At 30.7% G+C, this 25,512-nt stretch carries 28 protein-coding genes, 1 tRNA gene and 1 other annotated feature; of the genes, 15 read left to right on the top strand and 14 right to left on the bottom strand.

Going from position 1 to position 25,512, the window contains the following annotated elements; genetic code table 11:
• The 5 genes from ACQRC6_RS06585 to ACQRC6_RS06565 all read right to left on the bottom strand — a co-directional run.
• Positions 1-773: type III pantothenate kinase (locus tag ACQRC6_RS06585; RefSeq protein WP_427848256.1), on the bottom strand; the 773-nt coding region annotated here is incomplete at its 3' end.
• A 1-nt stretch (position 774) separates the two neighbouring features.
• Positions 775-1,524 (bottom strand): ECF transporter S component, encoded by a 750-nt coding sequence (locus ACQRC6_RS06580; protein ID WP_427848255.1) that lies wholly within the window; start codon positions 1,522-1,524, stop codon positions 775-777.
• Positions 1,525-1,565: 41 nt separating this feature from the next.
• Entirely contained in the window at positions 1,566-2,528 is a 963-nt protein-coding gene (locus ACQRC6_RS06575; protein ID WP_427848254.1) for a P1 family peptidase, read from the bottom strand.
• 54 nt (positions 2,529-2,582) lie between these two features.
• Complete coding sequence (locus ACQRC6_RS06570; RefSeq protein ID WP_427848253.1) at positions 2,583-2,897, bottom strand: MTH1187 family thiamine-binding protein; 315 nt, start codon at positions 2,895-2,897, stop codon at positions 2,583-2,585.
• A 9-nt stretch (positions 2,898-2,906) separates the two neighbouring features.
• Positions 2,907-3,554, bottom strand: a complete 648-nt coding sequence (locus ACQRC6_RS06565; RefSeq protein WP_427848252.1) for a trimeric intracellular cation channel family protein — start codon at positions 3,552-3,554, stop codon at positions 2,907-2,909.
• 97 nt (positions 3,555-3,651) lie between these two features.
• Between ACQRC6_RS06565 and ACQRC6_RS06560 the strand changes: the two genes are divergently transcribed.
• The 7 genes from ACQRC6_RS06560 to ACQRC6_RS06530 all read left to right on the top strand — a co-directional run bounded on the left by ACQRC6_RS06560 (position 3,652) and on the right by ACQRC6_RS06530 (position 13,573).
• On the top strand, positions 3,652-4,935 hold the full coding sequence (locus ACQRC6_RS06560) for an amidohydrolase (protein WP_427848251.1): 1,284 nt from the start codon (positions 3,652-3,654) through the stop codon (positions 4,933-4,935).
• Between the two features lie 5 nt (positions 4,936-4,940).
• On the top strand, positions 4,941-5,801 hold the full coding sequence (locus ACQRC6_RS06555) for a CPBP family intramembrane glutamic endopeptidase (protein WP_427848250.1): 861 nt from the start codon (positions 4,941-4,943) through the stop codon (positions 5,799-5,801).
• Positions 5,794-6,786 (top strand): tryptophan--tRNA ligase, encoded by a 993-nt coding sequence (gene trpS / locus ACQRC6_RS06550; RefSeq protein ID WP_427848249.1) that lies wholly within the window; start codon positions 5,794-5,796, stop codon positions 6,784-6,786. Before ACQRC6_RS06555 ends, trpS begins: the two co-directional genes overlap by 8 nt.
• A 118-nt stretch (positions 6,787-6,904) precedes the next feature.
• Positions 6,905-7,106 (top strand) — a binding site (T-box leader).
• Between the two features lie 59 nt (positions 7,107-7,165).
• The gene (locus tag ACQRC6_RS06545) at positions 7,166-9,817 is read left to right on the top strand and encodes a valine--tRNA ligase (protein WP_427848248.1); all 2,652 of its coding nucleotides are present in this window, start codon (positions 7,166-7,168) and stop codon (positions 9,815-9,817) included.
• Positions 9,814-11,109, top strand: coding sequence for a bifunctional folylpolyglutamate synthase/dihydrofolate synthase (locus ACQRC6_RS06540; RefSeq protein ID WP_427848247.1), 1,296 nt, complete (start codon positions 9,814-9,816; stop codon positions 11,107-11,109). The genes ACQRC6_RS06545 and ACQRC6_RS06540 overlap by 4 nt, the downstream gene beginning before the upstream one ends.
• A gap of 695 nt (positions 11,110-11,804) precedes the next feature.
• Positions 11,805-12,305 (top strand): hypothetical protein, encoded by a 501-nt coding sequence (locus ACQRC6_RS06535; protein WP_427848246.1) that lies wholly within the window; start codon positions 11,805-11,807, stop codon positions 12,303-12,305.
• A gap of 434 nt (positions 12,306-12,739) precedes the next feature.
• Positions 12,740-13,573, top strand: coding sequence for a C39 family peptidase (locus ACQRC6_RS06530; protein WP_427848245.1), 834 nt, complete (start codon positions 12,740-12,742; stop codon positions 13,571-13,573).
• A gap of 221 nt (positions 13,574-13,794) precedes the next feature.
• On the opposite strand, the gene ACQRC6_RS06525 is transcribed toward ACQRC6_RS06530, so the two are convergent.
• Positions 13,795-14,985 (bottom strand): hypothetical protein, encoded by a 1,191-nt coding sequence (locus ACQRC6_RS06525; protein WP_427848244.1) that lies wholly within the window; start codon positions 14,983-14,985, stop codon positions 13,795-13,797.
• A gap of 254 nt (positions 14,986-15,239) precedes the next feature.
• Entirely contained in the window at positions 15,240-16,133 is an 894-nt protein-coding gene (locus ACQRC6_RS06520) for a LysR family transcriptional regulator (protein WP_427848243.1), read from the bottom strand.
• 173 nt (positions 16,134-16,306) lie between these two features.
• Here ACQRC6_RS06520 and ACQRC6_RS06515 point away from each other — a divergent pair, with 173 nt between their 5' ends.
• Together ACQRC6_RS06515 and ACQRC6_RS06510 are read left to right on the top strand one after the other, a co-directional pair.
• Entirely contained in the window at positions 16,307-17,704 is a 1,398-nt protein-coding gene (locus ACQRC6_RS06515) for a YfcC family protein (protein WP_427848242.1), read from the top strand.
• Between the two features lie 9 nt (positions 17,705-17,713).
• Complete coding sequence (locus ACQRC6_RS06510) at positions 17,714-18,877, top strand: M20 family metallopeptidase (protein WP_427848241.1); 1,164 nt, start codon at positions 17,714-17,716, stop codon at positions 18,875-18,877.
• A gap of 32 nt (positions 18,878-18,909) precedes the next feature.
• On the opposite strand, the gene ACQRC6_RS06505 is transcribed toward ACQRC6_RS06510, so the two are convergent.
• Entirely contained in the window at positions 18,910-19,281 is a 372-nt protein-coding gene (locus tag ACQRC6_RS06505) for a hypothetical protein (RefSeq protein ID WP_427848240.1), read from the bottom strand.
• Between the two features lie 48 nt (positions 19,282-19,329).
• Positions 19,330-20,259 carry an L-lactate dehydrogenase gene (locus ACQRC6_RS06500; RefSeq protein ID WP_427848239.1) on the bottom strand — a complete coding sequence of 310 codons (930 nt, stop codon included), beginning with the start codon at positions 20,257-20,259 and terminating at the stop codon, positions 19,330-19,332.
• 237 nt (positions 20,260-20,496) lie between these two features.
• Between ACQRC6_RS06500 and ACQRC6_RS06495 the strand changes: the two genes are divergently transcribed.
• A tRNA-Leu gene (locus ACQRC6_RS06495) sits at positions 20,497-20,580 on the top strand.
• Here the strand turns inward: ACQRC6_RS06495 and ACQRC6_RS06490 are convergent.
• The 3 genes from ACQRC6_RS06490 to ACQRC6_RS06480 all read right to left on the bottom strand — a co-directional run bounded on the left by ACQRC6_RS06490 (position 20,559) and on the right by ACQRC6_RS06480 (position 23,063).
• Positions 20,559-22,067: a recombinase family protein gene (locus tag ACQRC6_RS06490; RefSeq protein WP_427848238.1), complete on the bottom strand. Its 1,509-nt coding sequence runs from the start codon at positions 22,065-22,067 to the stop codon at positions 20,559-20,561. The two genes, ACQRC6_RS06495 and ACQRC6_RS06490, sit on opposite strands and share 22 nt — an antisense overlap.
• 221 nt (positions 22,068-22,288) lie before the next feature.
• Positions 22,289-22,486: a LexA family protein gene (locus tag ACQRC6_RS06485; RefSeq protein WP_169969480.1), complete on the bottom strand. Its 198-nt coding sequence runs from the start codon at positions 22,484-22,486 to the stop codon at positions 22,289-22,291.
• A complete protein-coding gene (locus ACQRC6_RS06480) occupies positions 22,473-23,063 on the bottom strand; it encodes a helix-turn-helix domain-containing protein (RefSeq protein ID WP_427848237.1) in 591 nt (196 codons plus the stop codon). The genes ACQRC6_RS06485 and ACQRC6_RS06480 overlap by 14 nt, the downstream gene beginning before the upstream one ends.
• 152 nt (positions 23,064-23,215) lie before the next feature.
• Here ACQRC6_RS06480 and ACQRC6_RS06475 point away from each other — a divergent pair, with 152 nt between their 5' ends.
• The 3 genes from ACQRC6_RS06475 to ACQRC6_RS06465 all read left to right on the top strand — a co-directional run bounded on the left by ACQRC6_RS06475 (position 23,216) and on the right by ACQRC6_RS06465 (position 24,020).
• The gene (locus tag ACQRC6_RS06475; protein WP_427848236.1) at positions 23,216-23,425 is read left to right on the top strand and encodes a hypothetical protein; all 210 of its coding nucleotides are present in this window, start codon (positions 23,216-23,218) and stop codon (positions 23,423-23,425) included.
• A gap of 211 nt (positions 23,426-23,636) precedes the next feature.
• Entirely contained in the window at positions 23,637-23,822 is a 186-nt protein-coding gene (locus ACQRC6_RS06470; protein ID WP_169969485.1) for a hypothetical protein, read from the top strand.
• A gap of 33 nt (positions 23,823-23,855) precedes the next feature.
• Complete coding sequence (locus ACQRC6_RS06465; RefSeq protein WP_427848235.1) at positions 23,856-24,020, top strand: hypothetical protein; 165 nt, start codon at positions 23,856-23,858, stop codon at positions 24,018-24,020.
• Here the strand turns inward: ACQRC6_RS06465 and ACQRC6_RS06460 are convergent.
• Positions 23,995-24,648, bottom strand: coding sequence for a hypothetical protein (locus tag ACQRC6_RS06460; protein ID WP_427848234.1), 654 nt, complete (start codon positions 24,646-24,648; stop codon positions 23,995-23,997). The two genes, ACQRC6_RS06465 and ACQRC6_RS06460, sit on opposite strands and share 26 nt — an antisense overlap.
• Before the next feature lie 78 nt (positions 24,649-24,726).
• On the opposite strand from ACQRC6_RS06460, the gene ACQRC6_RS06455 reads away from it, so the two are divergent.
• Positions 24,727-24,894, top strand: a complete 168-nt coding sequence (locus tag ACQRC6_RS06455) for a helix-turn-helix domain-containing protein (RefSeq protein WP_427848233.1) — start codon at positions 24,727-24,729, stop codon at positions 24,892-24,894.
• A gap of 16 nt (positions 24,895-24,910) precedes the next feature.
• Positions 24,911-25,150 carry a hypothetical protein gene (locus tag ACQRC6_RS06450; protein WP_427848232.1) on the top strand — a complete coding sequence of 80 codons (240 nt, stop codon included), beginning with the start codon at positions 24,911-24,913 and terminating at the stop codon, positions 25,148-25,150.
• Here the strand turns inward: ACQRC6_RS06450 and ACQRC6_RS06445 are convergent.
• Positions 25,134-25,481, bottom strand: a complete 348-nt coding sequence (locus ACQRC6_RS06445; RefSeq protein WP_427848231.1) for a hypothetical protein — start codon at positions 25,479-25,481, stop codon at positions 25,134-25,136. The genes ACQRC6_RS06450 and ACQRC6_RS06445 overlap by 17 nt on opposite strands.
• Between the last annotated feature and the right edge of the window lie 31 nt (positions 25,482-25,512).

The raw sequence follows: 25,512 nt of genomic DNA, 5'->3' as shown, positions 1-25,512 counted from the left end.
CTTTTTTTGTTCAAATCATAAATTATTTTTAATCCGACAATTCCAAGTGTTTGATCTTCTTCAAAGAGATAAGTTTCATTTTTTAAAAGACTGGCAAAGGAACCTGTGATTAAAAATTTTGTATTTTCTTTATTCAAGGAATAGGTATTTACAATTTCATCGACTATTCCAAGCACAGCCTTTTTATATCCAAAATAAATTCCTCTTTGTATGGCTTTTTCTGTATTTTTGCCAATTACGTCTTCAGGTTTTTTTATTTCCACATGGGGAAGTTTTGCACTACCCTTAACTAATGAATCTTGAAGAAGATTTATTCCTGGAAGGATTAATCCACCTAGAAATTCTTTTTTTGAATTGATATAGTCAATTGTAGTAACAGATGAGGCAGAAATAATTATAATATTTTCCTTGTACCTATTAGTAGCAGCCACTGCCTTTATAATTCTGTCTGTGCCAACTTCTCTTGGACTTTCACATTTTATATTTAAACCAGTTTTTACTCCAGCAGAAATAACTATTGGACTTTTGCCAAGGAGGTCCATGGAAATATTTTCGTAGTTTGAATTAAGTTCAGGAACTACTGTTGAAAGAATAATATCCTTTATGTCAGATAATTCAATTTTTTTATCCATCAATATAAGTTTAATAGTGAGTTTAATTTCTTCAGCAGATCTATTTTTGTCAGTCATTATTGAAAATTTCGTGACAAGTTTATTTTCGTCGAATATACCAAAGTCAGTGTTTTTATTATCTATATCAATTGTAAGTAACATATTAACCCCTTCTTGATTTTAAAGCTTTTATAACTGCCGTAGTGATGATAATAGATAGAATTGCTTCAGGTATTCCTGATGTTACAGATACTCCAAGTATTGCTGATTTTGCACTTTCCATTGGAATGTTAAGTGCTTCTACATATCTTTTTGCGTAGATTAAATAAATTCCGCCTAGAACTAAAATTGTATTAGTCATGGAACCAACAAAGGCTCCTATGGCAATAGGGAAGTCCCTTTCGCTTGACTTAAAGGAATAGATTAAAAATCCTAGACATAATACAAGCAGTATTACTACAAAAGTAATGTTAAGAGTTGATCCACCAGTTTTTATATTCTTATAAAGTAGATATGCCAAGAATAGTGAAACAAGTCCCCACAAAATTTTTGTAAGAGTCCTTAAATTTTTGTCTTCAAGTTTTTTCATTGCAGTGTAACTATAATAAGAAGTTATTCCAATTAAAACTCTAGGTACAACTGAGATGAGTGGATTGTAGAAGACAAAGGCAACGGGACTGGCGTTTCTTAAAATTGCATTTAAGAGTGAAGAAACTCCAAAAATGAGTCCAACAAGTGCACCAACAACAGGTCCCTCTGCGATAGCTGCAATAATTACAGGTATGTGCATAGTTGTTGCATTAATAACTCCAAGTGGAATTAGCCCAAGTGGTGTCATACTAAGTACAACTGTTATTGCACCGAGCATAGCAGCTATTACTAGCTTTCTGTTACGTTCAATACTTTTATTCATTTTTACCTCCAGATAGGGTTCAAAAAGATACCCTTCACGCATCATTTGATGCTGTTATAACTTACAAGCCCGCCTGCATCTTTTGCAGAATAAATTGCATTTGCAATAGACCTTGAAATAGTCTTTGCAGCAAGTATGCCAACTAAATTTATATCTGCTTCGATTTCGCCATTAGAAAGTGTAAAGATAGTATCTCCATCGTTCATTGTGTGCACTGGATTAATGCTCCTTGCATAACCGTCATGAGCCATTTGTGAGATCTTGTTACAATTTGCTTTAGTGAGTTTTGCATTTGTTGCAATGACAGATATTGTTGTGTTGGCTGGGCTAAATAGATTATAGTCTTTAAATTTGTTTTCGTAAAGAGTATTAGTTTCTAAAAATTTTTTATTTTTCTTGTCGTAAACTCCGCCAATTCTTTTTCCCGCTTCATAGTCAAAAATATCTCCCAGGGCATTTAGTGCGACAATAGAGGAGACAACAAGTTTGTCAACTTTTACAGAGGATTGACCAATGCCAGATTTCATTGCGAAATCATTGCCCAAGATTTTTCCAACGCTTGCGCCACAACCTGCGCCAAAATTTCCCATTGTTTTATCTTTATCCCTTGCATTTTTTGCTGCAGCATAACCCATATTAAAATCAGGACGAACTTTTGCATCACCTATTGCGAGATCAAATAAAACTGCGCCGGGAACTATGGGTACAACACCAACACCCACATCAAAGCCACAATTTTTTTCTTCTAAAAATTTCATAATACCGCCGCCAACATCAAGGCCATAAGCAGAGCCACCAGTTAAAAAAACTGCGTGAACTTGTTGTACTAAATTTTCTGCACGCAAAAGGTCAGTTTCACGAGTGCCTGGTCCAGCACCACGGACATCAACTCCTGCAGTAAAACCATCTTCACACAAGACCACGCTTGTGCCAGTAAGAGCATGAGCATCTTCTGCGTGACCAAGTTTTATTCCCTTGACATCAGTTAAAAATCCCTCGTACATATTTTTCCTCCTAAAAATCAATTTAGCAAAAAACCCCATCTAAGATGAGGTTTTTTAACTATTTGTTTTTCTCTCTTCATTTACAGACTTTACCTTATCTTTAAATGTATAATTTTTGTCACGTCTGTCGTCAATTTTAATAACAGAGTAAACTCTATTTGCTCCATTTTCAAAAACTGACTCTTGCATTTTTTTTATAACTTTATATAAAACTGATAAATCACTGTGAGATATAACTGTTCCCATTGGGTTAAGTTCATAAGTAAGCCCTTTAATTTCACCAATTGAATCAAGAGCATTTGCAATATACTTACTAACAGATGTGCTATTTGTTCCTATGGGTACAAGTGTTAATTCTGCTACTGCCATTTTTTCCTCCTAATCTTTTATTCTAGGCAAATTCCAATTTCTCTTTACAGCTAAAAGCCTAAAAATTAAAACTGTGAAAAAGCAAATTATCATTGAAAGTTGATAACCTAAAAAATGTCTTGCTATTATGAAAACTATGGCACCTAATATGCAAGCGCCTGCGTAAATTTGTTCGCGAAAGATAAAGGGAATAGTCCCTGCTAATACATCACGAATCATTCCTCCACCAACGCCAGTTATTGATCCTACAAAAATCAAAAGAAATTTTTGATTGTGACCAAGGGAAATTGCCGTCGCCATTCCAGTAATGGTAAAGGAGGCAAGACCTATGGTATCTGTAATCATCATAAACTTATTCATTATTTTAATCCAGTTGGAATATTCAAATCCAGATTTTTGTGCATAAAAAATAAAAACTAAAATTGAAAATACAGTGGATATAATAGCGTTAGTTGAGTTTTGAAACATCTTTGGTGGCGTTATTCCAAGGACAAGGTCGCGAATAAATCCACCTCCTAGCGCCGTAACAAGTCCCAAAACGATTACACCAAGAATATCCATTTTCTTTTTGCATCCAAGTATGGCACCAGAAATTGCAAAGGCAATTGTGCCAATAATGTCGAAAAATATATTAAATTCTAAATAATTTCCATTCATAAAAATATTATATCAAAGTTTATTTTTATAGGGCATAAATTTCAATAAATAAAAAAAATTTTTTAATCTTTGTTATAATAATACTATTGGAGGAATTATGAGCGTATTAATAAAAAATATTTCCTATTTAGATATAGAAAAGGGAAAAATAATAGACAATGCAGATATTTTCATTGAAGAAAATAAAATAAAAAAAATCGGCGAAAATCTAAATTTAGATGCAGATGAAATAATTAATGGCGAAGATAAACTTTTGACACCGGGATTTGTCAATGCACACACTCATCTTGGCATGAGCTATTTTAGAAATTATGCCGACGATTTAGCGCTAATGGATTGGCTTGAAAATGAAATTTGGCCTATTGAAGCAAAATTAAATAGAGAAGACATCTATTGGTCGTCAATGCTTTCTATTATAGAAAACATAAAATCAGGCGTTACAACTTTTTGCGATATGTATTATGAAATGGATAGAGTTGGCGATGCAGCAATTGAATCGGGCATTCGTGGAGTTCTAACTCGTGGAATGACAGATGTCGATGGAAAGGGCGAAGAAAAGTTAGAGGAATTTGACGCTCTTTACAAGAATTATCAAAACAAATGTGGCGGTAGAATAAAAGTTGTTCCTGCACCTCACGCAATTTACACATGTTCCACAGGATTTTTGAAAGAAATTGCAAAAAGAGCAAAGGAAAATTATGACAGTTTAATTCACATTCACTTATCAGAGACACTAACTGAAGTTGAAAACTCAAAAAAAGAATATGGAATGACGCCAATTGAATATGTAAACACTTTGGGACTTTTGGACAGTCAAATAATTGCAGCACACTGCGTGCACATAACTGATGAAGAAATAGAACTTGTAAAAAATAAAAAATTTTACCCAGTATACAATCCATCATCAAATTTAAAACTTGCAAGTGGATTTACGCCAGTGGATAAAATGCTAAGAAACAATATAAAATTGGCAATGGGAACTGACGGTGATTCATCAAATAACAATCAAGACTTTGTAGAAGAAATGCATATTGGTGGGATTGTAAATAAAGCTGTTACAATGAATGAAAAAGCTGTTCCGGCAATTGAAATTTTAAAAATGGCGACTGTAAATGGTGCAGAAGCTCTTGGATTTGAAAAACTTGGACTAATAAAGGAAGATTACATTGCCGATTTAACAATTTTTGATTTGAATTCAAATTCCTTTACACCTAAGAACAATTTGATTTCAGCACTTGTCTACTCAGCAAACTCAGCTGATGTTGAATCTGTAATTTGTGACGGAAAGTTTATTATGAAGGACAGAAAACTTGTAAATGTAGATGAAAAAAAAGTTAGAGAAATTGTAAATAAGAGATGGAAAGATATAAAGTCTAGGTAATTACTATGAAAGAAAAACTTAATATAAGGGATGTTTTTAAAATTATTATAAAGGTCATCATCCTAGTTGCAGGAGTAGTTATTTTATCTGGAGCTTTTACTCTATTATTTTCATTTTTATTTTATGGTCAAGCTTATTTTATTAGTGATTATAAAAATGCAATGCTTGCAATGTTATTAGGCACGACGGGACAACTTACTGCTGCAATTTTATTCATAAAATTTATTTTAAAGAAGAAGATTGATTACATCTTTTTCAAGAAAGAAAAGCTTGCAAAAAATATTGTCATTGGATTATTCTTTGGGTTTTTACAAATTTCTATTTATTTATTAGTAGAAATAGCTAGAAGTGTACTCGAATATGGAGGAAGCAATTTAGGCAATATTAATTTTATTTTCTTAATATACTTCATTGGATTTTTTATTCAATCCACATCAGAAGAATTTTTAGTAAGAGGAATTTTTACAAGAGTTTTATTAGATAGATTGGGCAAAAATATAGCCATTATATTACCTTCAATTGTATTTGGACTCTTGCACCTTGGCAATGATGGTGCTACATTCTTATCAACTTTAAATACAATTTTGGTAGGAATATTTTTTGCAAAACTTCTATTTTATAAAAATAATATTATGCTAACTAGTGGAGTCCATGCGGGTTGGAACTTTTCTATGTCTATGATTTATGGTTTTCCTGTTAGTGGAGTTGCTGGATTCAATAGTTTACTTAATTTTAAAGTTTTAAATTTTGACATGTATGACAAAGTTTATGGTCCAGAAGGAAGTATAGTTGTAACTTTTATTGAAATAATAAGTATTTTCATTATATTTTATTTAGAAAGAAGAAAGGAAGTAAAAAATGGATGATAAAAAAATAGTTTACAGTGGGATTCAACCTTCTGGTTCTCTAACAATTGGAAATTATATTGGAGCTTTAAAAAATTTTATTGGACTTCAAGATGAATACAATTGTCTATATTGTATAGTTGATATGCACGCAATAACTGTGGCACAAGAGCCAAAGGACCTAAGGAAAAACACCTTGGATGTTCTTGCACTTTATCTTGCAGCAGGACTTGATCCTAAAAAGAGTATAATATATATTCAATCTCATGTGCCAGCTCATGCTGAACTTGGCTGGATACTAAACACAATGACTGGTCTTGGACAACTTCAAAGGATGACGCAATTTAAGGATAAAGCCAAAAAATACACTGATGTTCAAGCAGGACTTTTAAATTATCCTGTTCTTATGGCTGCAGATATTTTATTATACCAAACATCTTATGTGCCAGTGGGCGAAGACCAAAAGCAACATATTGAGATTACAAGAGATTTGGCGCAAAGATTTAACTCAAGATATTCTGAAACTTTCACTATTCCAGAAATTTTGACGCCAAAAGTAGGGGCGAGAATTATGTCCCTTAAAGATCCATCATCAAAAATGTCTAAGTCAGATACAAATAAAGATGCCTTTATTTTAATTTTAGATTCAGAAGAGGATACAAGAAAGAAAATAAAAAGGGCAGTTACAGATTCCTCTGGAGAATTTAGATATTCTGACGAGCAACCAGGTCTTAAAAATTTGATCAACATCCACGCATCCTTCTCTGGCATGAGTCCTGAAGAAATCGTAAAGAAATATGAAAATCTTGGATATGGAGAATTTAAAGAAGACCTTGGCGAAGTTGCAGTAGAGGGACTTAGACCACTTCGTGAAAGGTTTAAAGAGATAAGAGAGGACAAAGCTTATCTTGAATCTGTATACAAAGAAGGAGCAGAAAAGGCAAGCTATCTAGCTAATAAAACTCTAAGAAAAGTTTATAAAAAAGTTGGATTTATCCCTAGATAATCAAAATCTTTATTGATTTAAAGTTTTAATTGTGGTATTCTCTTTATAAGTTTTTGGTGAACAATAAAGAAAAAATCGGTGGGCAAAGGAGCTTACACTGATTTATATTGAAAAAATAAAACAAGCAATAAAAAAGAGGGTTGTAAAAATTTATATTTAGAGAGAGACTATTTGGTGAGAAGTCTTTATAAACTTTACGATTGTAGCTTTTTTGCTTCTTTGGTGAAAATAGTAGCCAGAGACGGTTTATCGCGTTAAAGATAATAGAGAGTTTATTGAAAAATAAAAATTAAGGTGGTACCGCGTCTTTCGTCCTTATGGATGGAAGGCGCTTTTATTATATAAAAATTAAATTCACAAATATAATTTAGGAGGAAAAATGAAAGAGTTAAACAAAACTTATGATCCAAAGGATTTTGAAGAAAAAATCTACGACTATTGGATGGAAAATAATTATTTTAGAGCAGAGGTAGACGAGAATAAAAAACCATATTCAATAGTAATGCCTCCTCCAAATGTAACGGGAAATCTTCACATGGGTCATGCACTAAACAATACAATTCAAGATGTTTTAATTAGAACAAAGAGAATGCAAGGTTACTCTACACTTTGGATTCCTGGAACTGACCACGCATCTATTTCCACAGAGGCAAAAGTTGTAGAAAAACTAAGGTCTGAAGGAATTAATAAGGAAGATATTGGAAGAGAAAAATTCTTAGAGAAAGCATGGGAATGGACTCACGAATACGGCGGAAACATTGTAAATCAACTTAAAAAGTTGGGGATTTCTTGCGACTGGTCTAGGCAAAGTTTTACCCTTGATGATAATTTGTCTCACGCAGTGGAAGAAGTTTTTATTGAACTTTACGAAAAGGGACTTATTTATCGAGGAAATAGAATTATAAACTGGTGTCCATCTTGTGAAACTTCAATTTCTGATGCAGAAGTGGAACACATTGAAACAGATTCAAATATTTGGTATTTCAAATATCCTTTTGCAGATAGAGAAGGCGGAATTGAAATTGCAACTACAAGGCCGGAGACAATCCCTGGAGACCTTGCCATTGCAGTAAATCCTAAGGACGAAAGATACACTGACTTAGTTGGTGAATATGTAATGATTCCAGTAATGGATAATAAAAAGATTCCAATAATTGCCGATGAATATGTTGAAATGGACTTTGGATCTGGTGCAGTAAAAATCACTCCATCTCACGATCCTAACGACTTCGAAGTTGGAGCTCGCCATAATCTTGGTCAATTAGTCATTATGGATGGAAAGGGACATCTAAATGAAAATGCAGGTGCTTATGCAGGCATGGAAAGGTATGAAGCGAGAAAGAAAATAATTGAAGATTTTGAAAAACTAGGCTTCTACATTGGCAAGAAACATCATCACAATGCTGTTGGTCATTGCGAAAGATGTAAAACTGTAATAGAACCACTTATATCAAAGCAATGGTTTGTAAAAATGGCACCACTTGCAAAGCCGGCTCTTGAAGAATATAGAAAGGGCAATTTAAATATTATTCCTGAAAGATTTGGAAAAATTTATGAAAATTGGCTAGAAAATATTCGCGACTGGAATATTTCAAGACAACTTTGGTGGGGACATAGACTTCCAGTTTGGTACTCTGACACCGATGATGAAATTGTAATTTCTAGAGAAGATCCATCAAATACTAAGGGACATGAAAATAAAACCTACACGCAAGACCAAGACACATTGGACACTTGGTTCTCCTCTGCACTATGGCCTTTCTCAACTATGGGTTGGCCAGAGAACACACCCGAATATAATTATTTTTATCCAACAAATGTACTTGTAACTGGTTACGACATAATTTTCTTTTGGGTAATTAGAATGGTATTTTCTGCACTTGAACAAACTGGCAAACTTCCATTTAAGGATGTACTTTTAAATGGACTTGTAAGAGATGATCAAGGAAGAAAAATGTCAAAATCTCTTGGAAATGGAATTGATCCACTTGATATCATAAGAGATTATGGTGCAGATGCCTTAAGATTTACACTTGTAACTGGAAATACTCCAGGTAATGACATGAGATTCTATACAAAGAGAGTTGAAGCAAATAGAAACTTTGCTAATAAATTATGGAATGCTACAAGATTTTTGATGATGAATATGTCTGATGAAATTGAGGATTCAAACTTTGATGTGGAAAAACTTCATTACGAAGACAAGTGGATAATTTCAAAATTACAAAAAGTTATAAAGCAAATTACTGATAAAATAGAGAGATATGATATTGGACTTGCTGCCGATGATATTTATGACTTTATTTGGTCTGACTTCTGCGACTGGTATATCGAAATTGTAAAGCCAGTTTTATATTCTGACGATGTTGAAGAAAAAACAAACACAATAAAAGTTCTCTTATATGTACTAGAGAATATTTTAAAACTTCTTCATCCATTTATGCCATACATCACAGAAGAAATTTGGCAAGCACTTCCTAATAGAAAGGATGCTTTAATTGTTTCTAGCTGGCCAGAATACAATGAAAAACTTGTATTTGAAGAGGAAGAAGCAGCAACAGAATACATTGAAAATGCAATTAGAGAAATTAGAAATGCAAGAAGTGAAATGAATATCGAAAATTCAAAGAAATCTAACACAATTGTCTACACAAAGGACGACGAAGTGAAGAAAATCTTTGAGGAAATGAAGGGAATTCTGCTAAATCTTGGTTATTCAAATTCTGTTGAAATAACTGACGATGAAGGAAGAAAAAATTCAGAAAATATTGCCATTGTTTTAGATAAAGCAGAAATTCAACTTCCGCTAAAGGAACTTGTTGACTTTGAAAAAGAATTAAAGAGACTTCAAAAAGATAAAAAAGAAGCAGAGGCTGAATTAAAAAGAGCAAAGGGCAAACTTTCAAATGAAGGATTTGTTTCAAAAGCTCCTGAAAAATTAATTGAGCAAGAAAAAGAAAAAGTTACAAAATACGAAGAAATTTTGAAAACAATAGAAGCACAAATCTCAAAGGTAGAAAAAAACCTATGACATATCTTGAAGTTGTAAAGAATATTGAGCATAGAATTGGCAAATTTAAGTCAAAGGGCAATGCTAGAATAAAAAAGTTTTTGGGAAAAAATGGGTCGCCTCATAAAAATCTAAAAGTAATTCACGTTGCAGGTACAAATGGCAAGGGTTCAACGGTTAATTTTATAAAGGACATTTTAAAAGAAGATTATAAAGTTGGTTCTTTTGTTTCGCCTCACTTGATAACCTATTGCGATAGAATAAAAATTGGCGACAAAGAAATTTCACAAGAAGATTTTGCAGAAATTGGCGAATTTATAATTGATAAAGAAGCAGAAATAATTGATGAATATGGCGAACTAAACCTGTTTGAATTTTTGACAATTATGGCGATAATTTATTTTGAAAGAGAAAAGGTTGATGTAGCAATCTTGGAAGTCGGAATGGGAGGTCGTGCCGACTCCACAAATATTTTCACAAGCCGTGAAAAATTAATTTCAATAATCACATCAATTTCCATGGACCACATGGAATATCTAGGAAATACAATTGAAGAAATTGCAAGTGCAAAGGCAGGTATAATTACAGAAAAGGGACTTGTAGTAACTACAAATAGAGATGAGAGAGTCCTCAAAGTGATAGATAAGGAAGCAAAAGAAAAATCTGCAGAAATTTATTATACAAAGGACCTTGAAAGTGAGGTTGTAAAATCTAATTTAACCAGCATTGACTTTAAATTAAAGTTAGATAATTGGGAAGAATTTTCCCTTACTCAGATTGGTGATTATCAAGTGGAAAATGCTATTGGAGCAATTTATTCGCTCTATCTTTTAAATAAAAAAGGGATTTTAAAAATTGATCTTAAAAAGATAAAGGAAAGAATAAAAAATTCAACTTGGAAGGGAAGAATGGAAATTGTATCAAAGGACCCACTAATTATTTTAGATGGTGCTCACAACTTTGACGGCATAAAAAAACTAGTAGAGGCAATTGACAATTTTAAATTCAAAAAACTTTTTCTCATAATGTCAATTTTATCTGACAAAGAGCATAAAAAAATGCTTGAGGAAATTTCAAGCTTTACAGATGAAGTTATTTTTGTAAATTTAGATTACAAGAGGGGAACAAATCCAGAAGAACTAAAAAAAGAGGCATCTGATTATGGACTAAAAGCAGAAGTCATGAAAGTGGAAGATGCAATAAATTATTACAAAGAAAAATATGAAGAGGGCGATTTAATTTTAATCACAGGGTCTCTTTACTTTGTAAGTGAGGCAAGAGCAAAAATTTTAAATTATGAATATAGCATTTAGAAAATTTGTAAGAACTTTGAAATAGATTTTTAAAAGTGATTTTATATAATGACTATGGTTATAATATGAAAAAGATTAGAATCATAGTCATTATTTTTTATTTCTTTTGCTATCACGAATATATGTATATGTAAAAACACATAAAACGAAAACATCAAGAAGATAATTAATAGCCTAGATATTATTAAGCTATTATATAAGATAGAAAAAAAGAGATAAGCAACACAAGACAATAAATATTTCCGAAAATCACTTTTAATAATAGCCTCCTTAGTAAAATTATTAATAAATATAAAAAAATAAAAACCTGTAAATTCAAGTAAAACAACTTGACTTACAGGTTTAATTATCCTATATATTTCGTCCAGAAATCCCATGATTTAATTTTCTATTATTTTATAATCTATCACTTTTGAGATAATATTCAAGTTTATGTTGGAACTACTATAAGAGTTTGTGCCGAATTTAATTATTATAAATTTAGGGGTTTGAGGATATTCAAAATAAGTAAAATGGATAAAAATAAGTGATATATTCGTGGTATTCTTATTCAATTTTTAGTAAATGCATATGCACTTACTGTGCTTGCTATAATAGTTATATAACAAAATATTTTCAAGTATTTGATTAAAATTGACAAGTTATTATATCTACGATATCATTTTCATATAAAAAAACAAAGGAGGGTTTTTAATATGAAAAAAAATATATTAATATTAATAGCCATTTGTTTTTTAGGTGTATTCATATATCTTTTAAATCAACCAAAAAAAATAAATGAAGTTAATGTGAGGGCAGTTTATACCTATATTAATGATGGAGAATCTGCGTTAAGTGTTGGAGTTATAGGAGGTAGTGATGGAGATGATAATAATACATCAGTACCGTTAGACATAGCAGAAGGAAGGATAATTCTTTTCAGTAATGGGACTGCTAAAATAAACTACAGTATAGTACTTGGAGAATCAAAAGTATTTACTTCGAGAGGATTATTAAAGTTTTATGATAATAGTTCTAACATAGTAGATGAAATACAATTAAATACAAGTAGTGACCAAATAGAAAACGCTCATAAACTTGAAAAACGAATAAAAATTAATCCAGAAGCACAAACTGTAGATTTAAGTGTAGAAGTTATAGATGAAAATACAAATTATGTGTTAGAAAGTTTAAGCGGACCACAGAAATTAAAATAAAAAGTAGGGAAAATTTAAATTCTTCCTATTTTTTTTATAGAATGAATGACTTAGGAAATAAGTTTTTTATGTGCTATAAGATTTATAATAATCTAAAAACATGAAAAATACACTAAAGTAAATAATATTTCATAGCATCTTGTATAAAAACAGCTATTATTGTGAGGCTAAATTTTCTTTTTAAATTCAGAGATTTCCATATAAAAAATTTAATAGTGAACATAGACATTTATTGAAACTTCTTGTGTCGAATTTAAATTTACAATCTATCATGAAGATAGACATTATAATTATTACATAGGTACAGAAACAAGAATTTTTGATGATATCATGTAAAATAAAGATAGTAGTGGATTTAAAATAAGAGCAAAAATTTTAAATTATGAATATAGCATTTAGAAAATTTGTAAGAACTTTGAAATAAAGTTGTATAAATGATTTTATATAATGATTATGGTGATGATATGAAAAAGATTAGAACTGTAATCATTATTTTTTTAATAATTTTTCTTGCAAGGGGAATTCATTTAAAAGAAAATAATTCAAATGAAGTGAATCTAAAGAGCGATGAAAATTTTGAAAGGTATGATGACCTTTCTAGCAGTATTAAAGTAATAAAAGATAGAGCAAGGGACAATAAAGATTATGCGTATATCTATGAAAATATAAATAAATTGCCAGACGATTTAGTCAAACTTGCAGCAAAAAGAGAAGAAGCACTGGGTTTTATTCTTGGATATTTAAAAGGCGACAAAAGTCTTGCAAAGAAAAGTGAAGAATTTGGCGTCAATAATCCTGTAAAGTTTTATCTTCAATATGATAAGCGTTGGGGCTATTCTAAATATGCAGGAGGATTAATCGCTACAAGAGGATGTATGCCAACTACTTTATCAATGGCTTTAAGTGGATGTGGAATAGATAAAAGTCCAAAAGAAATTGCAAAGTATGCGGAGAAAAATGGATATGTGGATGATGGAATGAGCTCGTGGAATCTTGTTTGTGATTACCTCAATGCTCAAGGTGTAAATGTACATGGAATTATGAAAAGTGAAATAACAAAGGAACTTAGGAAGGGGAATTATGTAATTTTATCTCTAGGTCCCGGATATTTTACAGATAAGGGACATATACTCTTGGCATGTGGCTTAGATGATAGAGGTAGACTCATTTTAAATGATCCAAATTCAGTTTATAATTCAATAAATAGATGGAATTATGAGAAAATAAAAAAACAAATAAAGGGAGCATGGGCTATTAGCAAAGAATAAATTAAAGGGAGTATGACTTTATTATTTTAATCGAGAATATAGTAGCAACTTTAAATTTTATGTCTATAATTTTTGAGACTTAGTTTTTATAATATAATTTTATTGAAGAAAATTAACATTACACATTTAGAAATTTAATAAAAATAGTATATAAAAAGCCATGAATTTTCTTTGAATCCATGGCTTTTTGACAAAATCATTAAAATATTTTGCAATGTTTCTTATTTAGTTTCTTCTTTAACAGCCTTAGTTTCTTCTTTATTAGCTTTAGTATCTTCCTTAGCTGCTTTAGTTTCTTCTACTTTTTTATCTGATTTAAAGCCAAGTTTTTCCTTTGCTTCTTTAAGATTAATAAGTTCGTTTTCGAATTGTTCTTTAGTTGCTTTACTGTCATCAAGAAGTGATTTTCCAGCAGCAATTGCATTATCGTAATTAGATTGAACTTTTAAATCTGATTTTTTGTATTCTTCAGATTCACGAACAGTTTTTTCTTGAGCAATCTCTTTTTTTATAGCTTCTTTTGTTTCTTCAAGTGTAGGAGTAGCTTTTTCTTCTTTAGTTTCAGAAGCTAATAAAACAGTGTTATTTGTTTTATCAAAATCAACAGCAAATCCAAGAGCTTCGCCAAGATCTCTCAATTTATAATAATTGTTATCGTCAATCTTGTAAGCAGTAGCAGTAAGAGCTTTATCTCCAACTAAAACTTTATCATTAGTAAGCATACCCTTAGATTCAGCTTTAACTTCTTTTTGGTCAGATTCAGCAACTTTGTAGTCGCTACCCTTAGTTAAAGTAACAACGCCATCTTTGTAAGTAACGCCGAATTTTGCTTTAGTATCTTTTAATACGCTAGCTAAATCTCTAAGTTTGAAATAATTGAAACCGTCGATATTGTATCCATATATAACAACATCCTTGCCGTCAAGTTTAACTTTTTGTGTAGTAGCTTTAACGTCAACAGTTTTAGTTTCTTCTACTTTTTTATCGGCTTTATAGCCAAGTTGTTTAACTGCATCTTTAAGATTGAAAAGTTCATTTTCGAATTGTTCTGGAGTAGCTTTATCGTCATCAAGAAGTGATTTTCCAGCAGCAATTGCATTTTCATAATTAGATTGAACTTTTAAATCTGATTTTTTGTATTCTTCAGATTCACGAACAGCCTTTTCTTGAGCGATTTCTTTTTTAATTGCTTCTTTTGTTTCTTCAAGTGTAAGAGCAACTTTTTCTTCTTTAACTTTTTCCTTAGCATTATCTTTAGTTTCAGTCATAGCTTCTTTTGCGTCTTTAACCATTTTTTCTACTTTTGTAGGTTCTTTAACTTCAGCCTTAGCTTCAGTAGTTGCAAAAACAGGACTAGCTGTAGATAAAAGCATAACTCCTGCTAAAGATAGTGATATAATTTTCTTATTCATTTTTATTCCTCCTAAAAATATAAGTTAAATTTATTATACAAGAAATCCCTTGGAAATCAATTACAAATCAATTACAATCAGGTAAATGTAGATTAATTTTTATAATCTTAATAAATTTGTAATATTAATTATTAGTAAAAGCCAAGGGAAAATAACAATAATAAACAGCACTAATTTCAAAAGTACATCTATTATTATCAGTAAAATAGCCGAATATTAGTTAGAGTTTTAATATTACTAAAAATTACATTTTTCTATTTTAGTTTGATGTATAATTTCGAGATATAATTTTTAATAATATTGCTTAAATTTTCTGCAATTGGTTTAAAAGACAAGTCTTTGTAGATTACATTTATAGTTGCATAATTTCCATTTATTTTTATGAAATTACAATAAGAAGTTGAATTTATCATTCTAATAGATGAGCCATAAATGAAGGTAACACCCTTATTTGCTCTTACAAAACTAACAGAATCCATAATGCTCGAAGTTAGTTTGACTTTTTGAGGATAGAAGTTAGTAACCTTAAAAATATCTTCAACAGATTTGCGTAAATTTTTTTGCGGTTTTAATAGGAAGAAAGTTTCATTAGAATAATCTTCTAGTTTATCTTTGCCCTTGCAGTAAATTGCTTTCGGTATCATGAGGTATATTTTGTCATTTAAAGAATGAATAGAATTTAACTTTTTATTATTTATATTTCTATTAGTTATAAATAAGTCAATTTCATTTTTTATTAGTGCATCTTCAAAGGAAGTAGAATCATATTTTGTAAGGCTTAACTCCAAATTTGGATAAAGCTCCATCAATTTTGGAACAATGTTTGGAATAATATATTGAGACATAAAAGTTAGTGCGCCTATGCGAATATAGCAATTTTTTAAATTATTTGATTTATTGATTTTTTCCTTCATTTCTATTGCAAGTTCTTCAAACTTTTCTATGTATTCAAATAATATTTTGCCTTCCTTTGTTAAATAAAGGGGAGATTTTGATCTTTCAAAAATTTTAAAGCCAAGTTCATCTTCGATTTGTTTTAAGGATCTACTTAAATTAGGTTGAGCAGTGTATAAACTTTCAGACGCTTTGCTTATGCTCTTGTATTTTTCTATGGTTTTCAAAATATTAATTTTTTTATTATCCAACATTATATCACCACAAACATTATATCATAAATTATATACTGGATATAGTATATTATGTATTTGCTGTATTAAAGCAAAACGTGATAATATCAATTTAAAGGTGATGAAAATGTTTACTTATCATTTTCACATCTAGTTATAATTGGTTTTATATTTTATTATTAATGAGGTGTTTTATGGAGAAAGTAAAGAAAAAGAAAGTTCCTCACACATTAGTAATTCTATTAGTAATTATATTGTGTGCAGTTGCATTAACTTGGATTATTCCAGCTGGTGCTTATGAAAGGGTAAAAAATGCTCAAGGTGTAAAGGTTATCGATCCTGAAACTTTTCACTATATAGAAAAAAGTCCAGTAAATCCTTTGAAGATTTTTAATATTGGATTAGACGGATTTAAAAAAACGTCAACTTTAATATTTGTAATATTGTTTTCGGGAGCGTCTTTTAACATCATTACAATGAGTGGAGCTTTGCAATCACTTATTGGTGTAGTATCAAAGAAGACTGGAAATAAAGAATATCTATTCATTCCAATTTTAACTTTAATTTTTGGACTTATATGTACTACTCAGGGCGTTAATACTTTTATAGGATTTGCTCCAATAATGGTTATGATTTCTTTAGCTATGGGATTTGATTCCATTGTGGGAGCCTCAGTAATTTTACTTGGTGGAGCAGTTGGATTTTCAACAGGAACATTAAATGTAAATACAACAATAGTTGCGCAAGAAATTGCAGGACTTCCACCTTATTCAGGATTAAGTTATAGAGCATTTTGTTTCCTAGTATTTTATATAGTAACAAATTTGTATTTAGTAAAATATGCTCTAAAAGTTAAAAAGAGTCCAGAACTAAGCCCTATGTATGAAATTGACAAAATAAGAATTCAGGACACTGATTCTCACGATGAATTTAACTCTCCAATGAATGCAAGAAAGTGGTTAGTTATTTTAACATTATTTGCAGCCTTAGGAGCTATAGTCTATGGTGGAGTAAAATTAAAATGGAAATTAGAAGAAACGGCAGTAGTATTTATTTGGTTATCTATTATCGCAGGGTTTGCAGCTGGATTTAGTCCATCACAAATAGCAAAATACTTTGTGGAAGGTGCTAAAAAAATGGTAGGAGCTGCTCTTATAATTGGGCTTGCAAGAACCGTTTCAGGAGTTCTTGATGCAGGGAAAATTATGGATACAAGTATTCATGCAATGACAGGTTGGCTTAACTTTTTCCCACATCTATTAAAGGGACCTGTTATGTTTATTGTAAATATAATAGTAAATATGTTTATAACATCAGGTAGTGGACAAGCGGCAGCGATTATGCCAATATTTGCGCCACTTGCAGATACAATTGGAATTACTAGACAATCTGCAGTTTTAGCTTTCAACTTTGGAGATGGATTCTGTAATTACATCCTTCCAACTTCAACGGCTTTAATGGGGATTTTAGGAGCAACAGATATTCCATACGACAAATGGATGATTTTTATGGGCAAATTATTTGGTATTTGGGTTTTAGTTGGATCACTATTAATGATTGGAGCTCAAGTCATTCATTTAGGACCTATGTAAAGGAGAAAAATGAAAAATTTAGTAGTAAAAGAAATAGATAAAATAAAAGAAAAATTATTTGAAATGTCAGATAAAATCTATGACAAGCCAGAATTGTGTTTTGAAGAACACTTTGCAAGCAATTTACTAGAAGACTATCTTGAAGAAAATGGATTTGTTGTAGAAAGAGGTTTGGGAAGTCTTGACACAGCTTTTAGAGCAAAGTATTCTAATGGTGATGCAAAATACAATATTGGACTTTTATGCGAATACGACGCACTTCCCATGGGCCATGGATGTGGACATCAAATGCAAGGACCTTCAATAATTGGTGCCGCAGTGGCAATAAAAAATGCTGTAAAAAATCTTCCCTTTAATCTAATTGTTTATGGAACTCCAGCCGAGGAAGGCGGCGGAGGAAAGATGATAATGTTAAAGGAAGGATATATAAAAGATATTGACATAGCCCTTATGATGCACGCTGGTCCAGCTACACAAGTGGATGTAAAATCAATGGCATTGTCATCAAGATTTGTAAAATTTTTTGGTAAAGCATCTCACGCAGCATTAAAACCAGAAGCAGGTAGATCAGCCTTTGATGCATTGCTTCTAACCTTTCAAGGACTAGAATTTTTAAGGGAGCACGTAAAAGAGGACACGAGAATGCACTACACAGTACAAACACTTCCAGGACCTGCAAATGTAGTTCCAAGTGAAGCGGAGGGGCACTTCTCTTTGAGATCTTATAACTCAAAATATTTAGATGAAGTTGTAGAAAGATTTGACAATATAGTAAAAGGGGCAGCCCTCATGACTGGAACAACTTATGAAATAAAAGAAGATAGAAGACTAGAATCAAAAATACCAGCTTACATTCTAAACGACTTGATAATGAAAAATGCAGAAGAACTTGGAGCACCAAGAATAAAAGGGGCAAGAGAAAAAACAGGATCAACAGATTTTGGAAATGTAACATATCTAATGCCTGGTTCCTGTGCGAGAATTGCTTTTGTACCAGAAGGCACATCTTCACATTCACAAGAATTTTTAGACTTAGGTAAGGCTAAAGAAGCACATGATTGTGTAGAATATGGTGCAAAAATCATTGCGACAACAGTTTATGATTTAATTGAAGATCCAAAGTTGATTGAAAAATCAATTAAAGATTTTGAAGAATACAAATCAAAAATGTAATAAAAAGCTTCCTAAGGAAATCTTGGGAAGCTTTAACTTTTTACAACAAATTTATTGCCACATTCTTTACAAGTAACTCTAATTTTACCCTTGCCTTTTGGGACTTTCATTTCTAATTTGCAGTTTGGACATTTTATGTACTTGTAAATTTTTCTATTGTCATATTTACTTTTTGAAGAAAATAATTTTCTTCTCAGAGGTTCAATGCTGTCTAAAAACTTTTTATTTTCAGAGTATCTTGCATTTATATCTCGCGAAAAAGTTCTATAATAGGAATAAGCTATTAAAATTAAAGCTGAAAAGGAAAGGGCAGCAGTTTTTGTGAATAAATTAATTATTAAAAGAATTAAAGATAGAGACAAAATGAATTTGCCCAACTCATCTTGTCCATATCTTCCAATCATAAAACTCCTAATTCTTTCTTTAAAATTCAAAAAATCACTCTTTCTAAATCATAAATTTAAACCTTCTATATGTTTTTTTATTACATCTGCTGTTTCTTTTAATCTACCCATTTCTTTATCAGTTAAACTTAATTCTAACTTTTCTTCGATTCCATCTTTTCCAATTTTTATTGGAGTTGAAATATAAAGATCATTTAGTCCATATTCACCACTTAGAAGACAAGAACCCTTTAGAATAATTTTCTCGTCATTTGCTATTGCTTGGATAATGTTATTAACTGTATTTGCTATACCGTATTGTGTTGAACCTTTTCCGTTAAAGATATCCCAACCACGACGACGAGTTTCATCTTCTATTTCATCTCTATTGAAATTTTTAAAAAGTTCTGGATGTATTTCTTCGTACTTATCAATAGTAAGGGAATCTATTTTTACTTGAGACCATGGGACAAACTGACTTTCACCATGTTCGCCTAAGACAGTTGCATTTACAGATTTTGGAGAGATACCAAGTTTATTTGCAATTACAACTTCTAATCTTGCGCTGTCAAGAGCAGTACCAGATCCAATTACTCTTTTTTCATCAAAACCGGAAACTTTATAAATTTCATAAGTAATAATATCGACGGGATTTGTAACAACTACAAAAATTCCTTTGAAACCTGCATTAACAATCCTCTTTGTAAAATTTGCAACTTCCTTTTTATTTCCATCAAGTTCTAGGAGTCTGTCTTTTTCTGGAATTTTGCCAGAACATACTACAACAACATCCCTGTCTTTCATATCTTCATATTCTCCAGCTCTAAATTTCACATCCTTTGGGTAAAAAGGTCTTCCGTCATTAAGGTCAATTGCCTGAGAAATGGCTTTTTCTTTTATTACATCATTTAAAATAATATCAGTTGCTATTCCTCTTAAAGCAGAAGTATAAGCAACAATTTCTCCAACAGATCCTGCTCCTATTATTCCCAGTTTCATCTTTTTCCTCCTTATATAGTCCCTATGTGGATTATAGATTGTATATTTTAAAAATCATACAAAATTTATCTAAATTAAAAAAAACATTTATCTTTTGATTTAATATTATAATACATTAAAATTAAAAATAAAATTAAATTTTATGTAAATTGTAAAAAGCTTTATAAAGTTTTTGTAAAAAAGTATTGACAAATTTTTATTTGGTGCGTATAATGTATTTTGTTATTAAAACTTCATGCGGGAATGGCGGAATTGGCAGACGCGCTAGACTTAGGATCTAGTTCCAACGGAGTGGGGGTTCAAGTCCTCTTTCCCGCACCATAGATATCCGCACGGTCTAACATTTTTAGTTGGACTGTGATTTTTTTGTCCTTATAAGTGATTTTGTCGATAAAATTCTTTAGAATTACTGACTGTTCTTGTGGTGTAAAATCGTAGATGGAGTTATTTTTATTTAAAAACTCTTTGATCTCGTCGATTAAATTTGAGGACTTGTAAGATATAATATTACATCTTGAGATACTAGCTTTGAGTGTCTCTTTTTTTGTTTCCAATTCTTTTAATTTTTCATTTACACTTGGAGATGATATACCACTTATAATTGCATCTAAAATATTTTCTATTTGCTTTTCTACTGTTGTCAATTCTTTTTCTAGGCTTTTTTTGTGATCTGTTGTATCAGTTTCTTTATCTAAAAATTTAAGCATAGATTTTATAACTGCATCTTTATTAGTTTGTGTAAAAATCACATCGTCAAAGCAGTCTAATACTTCTTTTTCAATTTTTTCTGCTCTTACTACTGGAGCGTGACATTTGTGTGTCCTTGACTTCCTATTGCACTTATAATAATAATATCTGTTGCCTTGGTTATTGCTCTGCATATTACCACTCATAGGAGAGCCACACTCACCACAGAAAATTAGTCCAGTAAGTAGATAAAATCTACCATTTTTATTTATGCGATTTAAGTTTTTATTATTTTTTATTTTTTCTTGTGCCTTTGCCCATGTATCTTTATCAATTATTGCTGGCACACCATTTTCAATTCTAATCATTTTACTTTTATCCCTTTTCTTATGATAATTTCTTTTTCCTCTAAATCCATCGTAGTCCTCTTTTGAGTAGAAATAGGTACCAATATACCTCTCATTGTTTAAAATCTCGTAGAAACTATTCCTGGTAAACTCACGGCCTCTTTTAGTCTTATACCCTAAGCTATTCAATTTTCTCATCATCTCAGAATAACTATAATTTTTTGTAAACATATCAAATATTAATTTTATAGCCTCTGCCTCGTGGGCATTTATTACATAATTTTTATCATCATCTATATCATAGCCTAGTGGGGGAATGCCGCCATTAAACTTGCATTTTAAAGCATTTTCCCTCATGCCTTTTTTAACTTCCCTTGATAAGTTCCTGGAGTAATACTCACTCATACCCTCTAAGACTGATTCCAAGATTAAGGACTCTGGAGATCCGTCTAAGTTTTCTAAGACTGACAGTAACTGGACATCAAGTAGTTTTAATTTTCTTTTATAAATCGCACTATCGTATTTACTACGGGAAAATCTGTCTAGTTTATGGACTATGACATAGTCAAATGCTCCCAACTCAGCATCTTTTATCATTCTCTGAAACTCAGGTCTATTATCTGTAGTCCCAGAGATACCCTCATCTGCATAAGTGCTTACTAATTCAATTTTGTTTCTATCGCAGTAATCTCTAATTGCTCTAAATTGAGCATCGATACTTTCTTCTCTCTGCATATCAGTCGAGTATCTGCCATAAGCGACTGCTTTTTTCAATGTTTTATACCTCCTTATTTTGTGGTATAATATAAGTGATTGGAACTGGTTTTTATACCACTTTATTAGGGGATGTGTTTTGCACGTCCTCTATTTTTTTTATTTATTTTTCTTTGCTACTTTTAAATAATTACATTTTAATATTCCCTTAAATTTCTAAAAAAATTCCTGTAACACTTTTCTTGATTAAAGTTAAGAGAGTGCTTGCGCACTGCACTCTCTTATTCTTTTTTACTATATACACCTACTAATTTTCCTAAAACCCGTATATTGCCACTTGTATAAATTCTTGGCCAATCTGTCATGCTTGGATTTTCAGCCTGAAGTATTACACTATCATTTGTTTTGCTAAATCTTTTTAAAGTTGCCTTATCATCAATAAGAACCGCAGCTATTGTTGTTTGATTATAAATCATCATAATAAATTCTTCTCCAGGTAGGAAGTGATTGTATTTTGTTACAAATGTTATTAATTTCTAAAGAAAGTTCATTTTGAAAATACTTGGATATAATTTCATCTTCGTTAATATTAGGATATTTTTCTTTGTATTCTTTTATAATAATTTCAGAACTTTTATTCCAAAGGAGATTTGCTTGCAGATATCTTTCAATAAGTTTTTTATAACCCAAAAGAAGTTCATCAAAATGTTTTGTTAATAGGATTGTATCCTTAGGACTTTGAAGCTTATCAGTTATCCAACGTAATACACCATTAAGATGGGTTTTCATCATTTCATTAGCCTTTGTGTAAGGAGCTCCAAACTCAGTTCCTATAATTTTATTTAGATTACTATTATCTTCCCAACCCATTAAATAGGCTGGTGTTACATCAAGTGCTTTAGCAAATGCTATTATTTGAGATTGTGAAATATCCCTTTGACCACTTTCAATTTTTTGAATGGTTGATCTGCTTTTATATCCTAATTTATCTGCCAAGTCTTGCATTGACATTTGTAATTCTTCTCTTCGTTGTTTTATTTTGCCATAAATATTCATACTGAATTCTCCTTGTAAATTAATTCTAGTTTATTTGTACCCATTTTGTCAATAAAAATAAACTTTTTTGAAAATAAATGTTGACAATTTGGAAACTGAACAATACAATATAAGTGTAGACAAAAAAGAAACAAAACTAAGGGGGTGCTATAATGACTGATTCAGAAAAATTAAAAAATAAGATACGTGAAAAAGGGCTAAAAATAGCCTTTATATCAGAAAAGTTAGATCTATCTCGAACTGCATTTTATAATAAAATTAATAATATCTCAGAGTTTACAGTTAAAGAAATGGAAATACTATGCAAAATACTTGAAATTAAAGAAGAAAATGAGAGAAAATCAATTTTTTTCACCCAATAAGTAGACAAAAAGGAAACAAAAATAAAGAAGTAATAAGTATTAATTTAAGCATTAAGAAGCAAAAAACAAAGAAAGGAGCAGTAATGAAAATAAAGATAAATAAATTTTTAATTATCTAAAATATTTGAATATTCTTGGTATGTTGTAAAAAATAAATGATTTGATAAAAAACGAAATAATGGAAGGTTAAATAAAAAATGGAGGTTTAAAAATGAAAGATGAAAAATTGATTTTAAAAATTGAGAAGAATTATAAACCATGCACTGATGTTATAAGAGTTAATCCAGCTGTTGCTGAAAGAGTAAGGGCTATCGCTAGTGAAGTTAATAAGGATTATTCAACTATTGCATGTGAATTATTGGAATTTGCACTTGATAGAGTTGAAATAATTGATTGATGTAAAAGGAAGGTTTGATTTATGAACTTAAATATGGGTGGCTTAAAAGCCGATTTAACGATTGATGGACTTGATGATTCATTAGAAAAATTGAATCGATATTTGGAATTATTAAAAGAGGCAAGGTCAATCGCTTATGAACTTGCCAACATAGAATTGAATATGAAATTTACTAAAGACGGCTCACAGGAGGATTAAGTATTTTATACTGCGTGTCAATTTGTCCTATGAAGATTTCTAAATAATTTTTTAATTTTGGAAAATCTATATCTTTATATTTTCTAAGATAGTGAGTGTTGTCATTACCTAGAATTCTTACAACATCAGCTGTGTTTAGAAGATCCTTAGGCAGATAATCTTCAATTGCTTTAAAAAGTGATTTTTTAACTACTTCTTCAGGGTTTTCTTTAAGAACTTTGATTGCATAGTCTTTTATAAGGATTTCTATTGAATTTCTGTATCCACAGGCGGCTAATTCAAAGTGATTATTTCTTTCTGATGCTAAAGCTTGTGAATACATTGAAACAAATCTTGGAGATATATTAGCAATATTTTCAGGAAGTGGGTTTGGATTTTGGCTAGGATAAAAATTCAAAAAAGTAAATTGTTGGGTTTTATATTCAAATAAATAGCTAGCTATATAAATTTTATCACAGCAATTAGATTGTAAAGCTATTATAAAATATTTGGAATTTTGGTCAAATTCAAGGCTTGCATTACTTATGTAAGATGAATGGGCAATTTGACCACAATATGGGCAGTTTGATGGAACTAAGAGCTTATGCTCATGATTATTATAGAAAAACTTAGTTTGGGTTGTTTTCACAAAATTACCTCCTTGATTTAAGTATACCATCAAAAATGATTTAAAGGATTATGAAAGATAAAAAGGTGAGAGGAAAATTTGACTACAGAAGAAAAAATTAAAATTGCAATGAAAAGAAAGGGCTACACATACAGAAAGTTAGCTGATGAAATGGGAATTAGTGGGGGTTATGTTTTTGACATAGTTAAAGGTAATAGAACTAATTCTGAAAGATTAGAACAAATTTTAAAGATTTTAGAGATTTAAAAGGAAGGAGTAAGTAATGAAGAAAAAAATAAAACTCGTTTTCAGAGATAATTCAAGTCTATTTAGTCTTTTACAAAATGAAACATTTAAAAACCTATTAAATGAATCTAATTTTGATGAAATTGAATTAATAGGAGACGACAGAAAAAATAGTTTTAATTATATTTATGAAAAAAACAAGTCTGATCTGTCTTGGTTGCCCGTGAGTATTTCGCTTATAGCAATTACCATAGCTGTTATTACCATGATTTTATAAAAGCTGCTACAGATATTATCAGTGCAAATATTGATATCGCTAAAGGAGCGTAGAATCTCAATCTATCTTTTCGCAAAAATTGGAGATACATTTCACCTTTTTCAGTAAGAGAAAAAATTTGAGGTTGTACTTCAAGTGATCTATGTCCAAACGCATTTATATATGTATCAATGTCGATTTCTCTTTGGTTAGGAATTGTTAATAATTCTAGAGATATTAATTTTTCTATATCTTTGATTGAGTGATCGGAAATTGGAGAGTTAGGATTTTTAAGATAGTATTTTAAAATTTTAATTTCTTTAACAGATAGATCTATTTGTTGATGGTTCATTAAATTACCCCCTTTAAGCATTATATCAAAT

This window comes from Peptoniphilus sp. SGI.035 (assembly GCF_050315115.1).
Taxonomy (GTDB): Bacteria; Bacillota; Clostridia; order Tissierellales; family Peptoniphilaceae; genus Peptoniphilus_A.
The sequence above is the reverse complement of the archived record's forward strand: the minus strand, read 5'-3'. Positions and strand labels throughout refer to the sequence as shown.

Bases quoted from the DNA above. Each gene is read 5' to 3' on its own strand.
- ACQRC6_RS06520 (WP_427848243.1), bottom strand. From the start codon at position 16,133: ATGTTGGATAATAAAAAAATTAATATTTTGAAAACCATAGAAAAATAC.
- ACQRC6_RS06555 (WP_427848250.1), top strand. From the start codon at position 4,941: ATGAAAGAAAAACTTAATATAAGGGATGTTTTTAAAATTATTATAAAG.
- ACQRC6_RS06500 (WP_427848239.1), bottom strand. From the start codon at position 20,259: ATGAAACTGGGAATAATAGGAGCAGGATCTGTTGGAGAAATTGTTGCT.
- ACQRC6_RS06535 (WP_427848246.1), top strand. From the start codon at position 11,805: ATGAAAAAAAATATATTAATATTAATAGCCATTTGTTTTTTAGGTGTA.
- ACQRC6_RS06530 (WP_427848245.1), top strand. From the start codon at position 12,740: ATGATTTTATATAATGATTATGGTGATGATATGAAAAAGATTAGAACT.
- ACQRC6_RS06525 (WP_427848244.1), bottom strand. From the start codon at position 14,985: ATGAATAAGAAAATTATATCACTATCTTTAGCAGGAGTTATGCTTTTA.
- ACQRC6_RS06570 (WP_427848253.1), bottom strand. From the start codon at position 2,897: ATGGCAGTAGCAGAATTAACACTTGTACCCATAGGAACAAATAGCACA.
- ACQRC6_RS06515 (WP_427848242.1), top strand. From the start codon at position 16,307: ATGGAGAAAGTAAAGAAAAAGAAAGTTCCTCACACATTAGTAATTCTA.
- ACQRC6_RS06470 (WP_169969485.1), top strand. From the start codon at position 23,637: ATGAAAGATGAAAAATTGATTTTAAAAATTGAGAAGAATTATAAACCA.
- ACQRC6_RS06580 (WP_427848255.1), bottom strand. From the start codon at position 1,524: ATGAATAAAAGTATTGAACGTAACAGAAAGCTAGTAATAGCTGCTATG.
- ACQRC6_RS06465 (WP_427848235.1), top strand. From the start codon at position 23,856: ATGGGTGGCTTAAAAGCCGATTTAACGATTGATGGACTTGATGATTCA.
- ACQRC6_RS06565 (WP_427848252.1), bottom strand. From the start codon at position 3,554: ATGAATGGAAATTATTTAGAATTTAATATATTTTTCGACATTATTGGC.
- ACQRC6_RS06450 (WP_427848232.1), top strand. From the start codon at position 24,911: ATGAAGAAAAAAATAAAACTCGTTTTCAGAGATAATTCAAGTCTATTT.
- ACQRC6_RS06545 (WP_427848248.1), top strand. From the start codon at position 7,166: ATGAAAGAGTTAAACAAAACTTATGATCCAAAGGATTTTGAAGAAAAA.
- trpS (WP_427848249.1), top strand. From the start codon at position 5,794: ATGGATGATAAAAAAATAGTTTACAGTGGGATTCAACCTTCTGGTTCT.
- ACQRC6_RS06475 (WP_427848236.1), top strand. From the start codon at position 23,216: ATGACTGATTCAGAAAAATTAAAAAATAAGATACGTGAAAAAGGGCTA.
- ACQRC6_RS06445 (WP_427848231.1), bottom strand. From the start codon at position 25,481: ATGAACCATCAACAAATAGATCTATCTGTTAAAGAAATTAAAATTTTA.
- ACQRC6_RS06560 (WP_427848251.1), top strand. From the start codon at position 3,652: ATGAGCGTATTAATAAAAAATATTTCCTATTTAGATATAGAAAAGGGA.
- ACQRC6_RS06510 (WP_427848241.1), top strand. From the start codon at position 17,714: ATGAAAAATTTAGTAGTAAAAGAAATAGATAAAATAAAAGAAAAATTA.
- ACQRC6_RS06575 (WP_427848254.1), bottom strand. From the start codon at position 2,528: ATGTACGAGGGATTTTTAACTGATGTCAAGGGAATAAAACTTGGTCAC.
- ACQRC6_RS06485 (WP_169969480.1), bottom strand. From the start codon at position 22,486: ATGATGATTTATAATCAAACAACAATAGCTGCGGTTCTTATTGATGAT.
- ACQRC6_RS06540 (WP_427848247.1), top strand. From the start codon at position 9,814: ATGACATATCTTGAAGTTGTAAAGAATATTGAGCATAGAATTGGCAAA.
- ACQRC6_RS06505 (WP_427848240.1), bottom strand. From the start codon at position 19,281: ATGATTGGAAGATATGGACAAGATGAGTTGGGCAAATTCATTTTGTCT.
- ACQRC6_RS06480 (WP_427848237.1), bottom strand. From the start codon at position 23,063: ATGAATATTTATGGCAAAATAAAACAACGAAGAGAAGAATTACAAATG.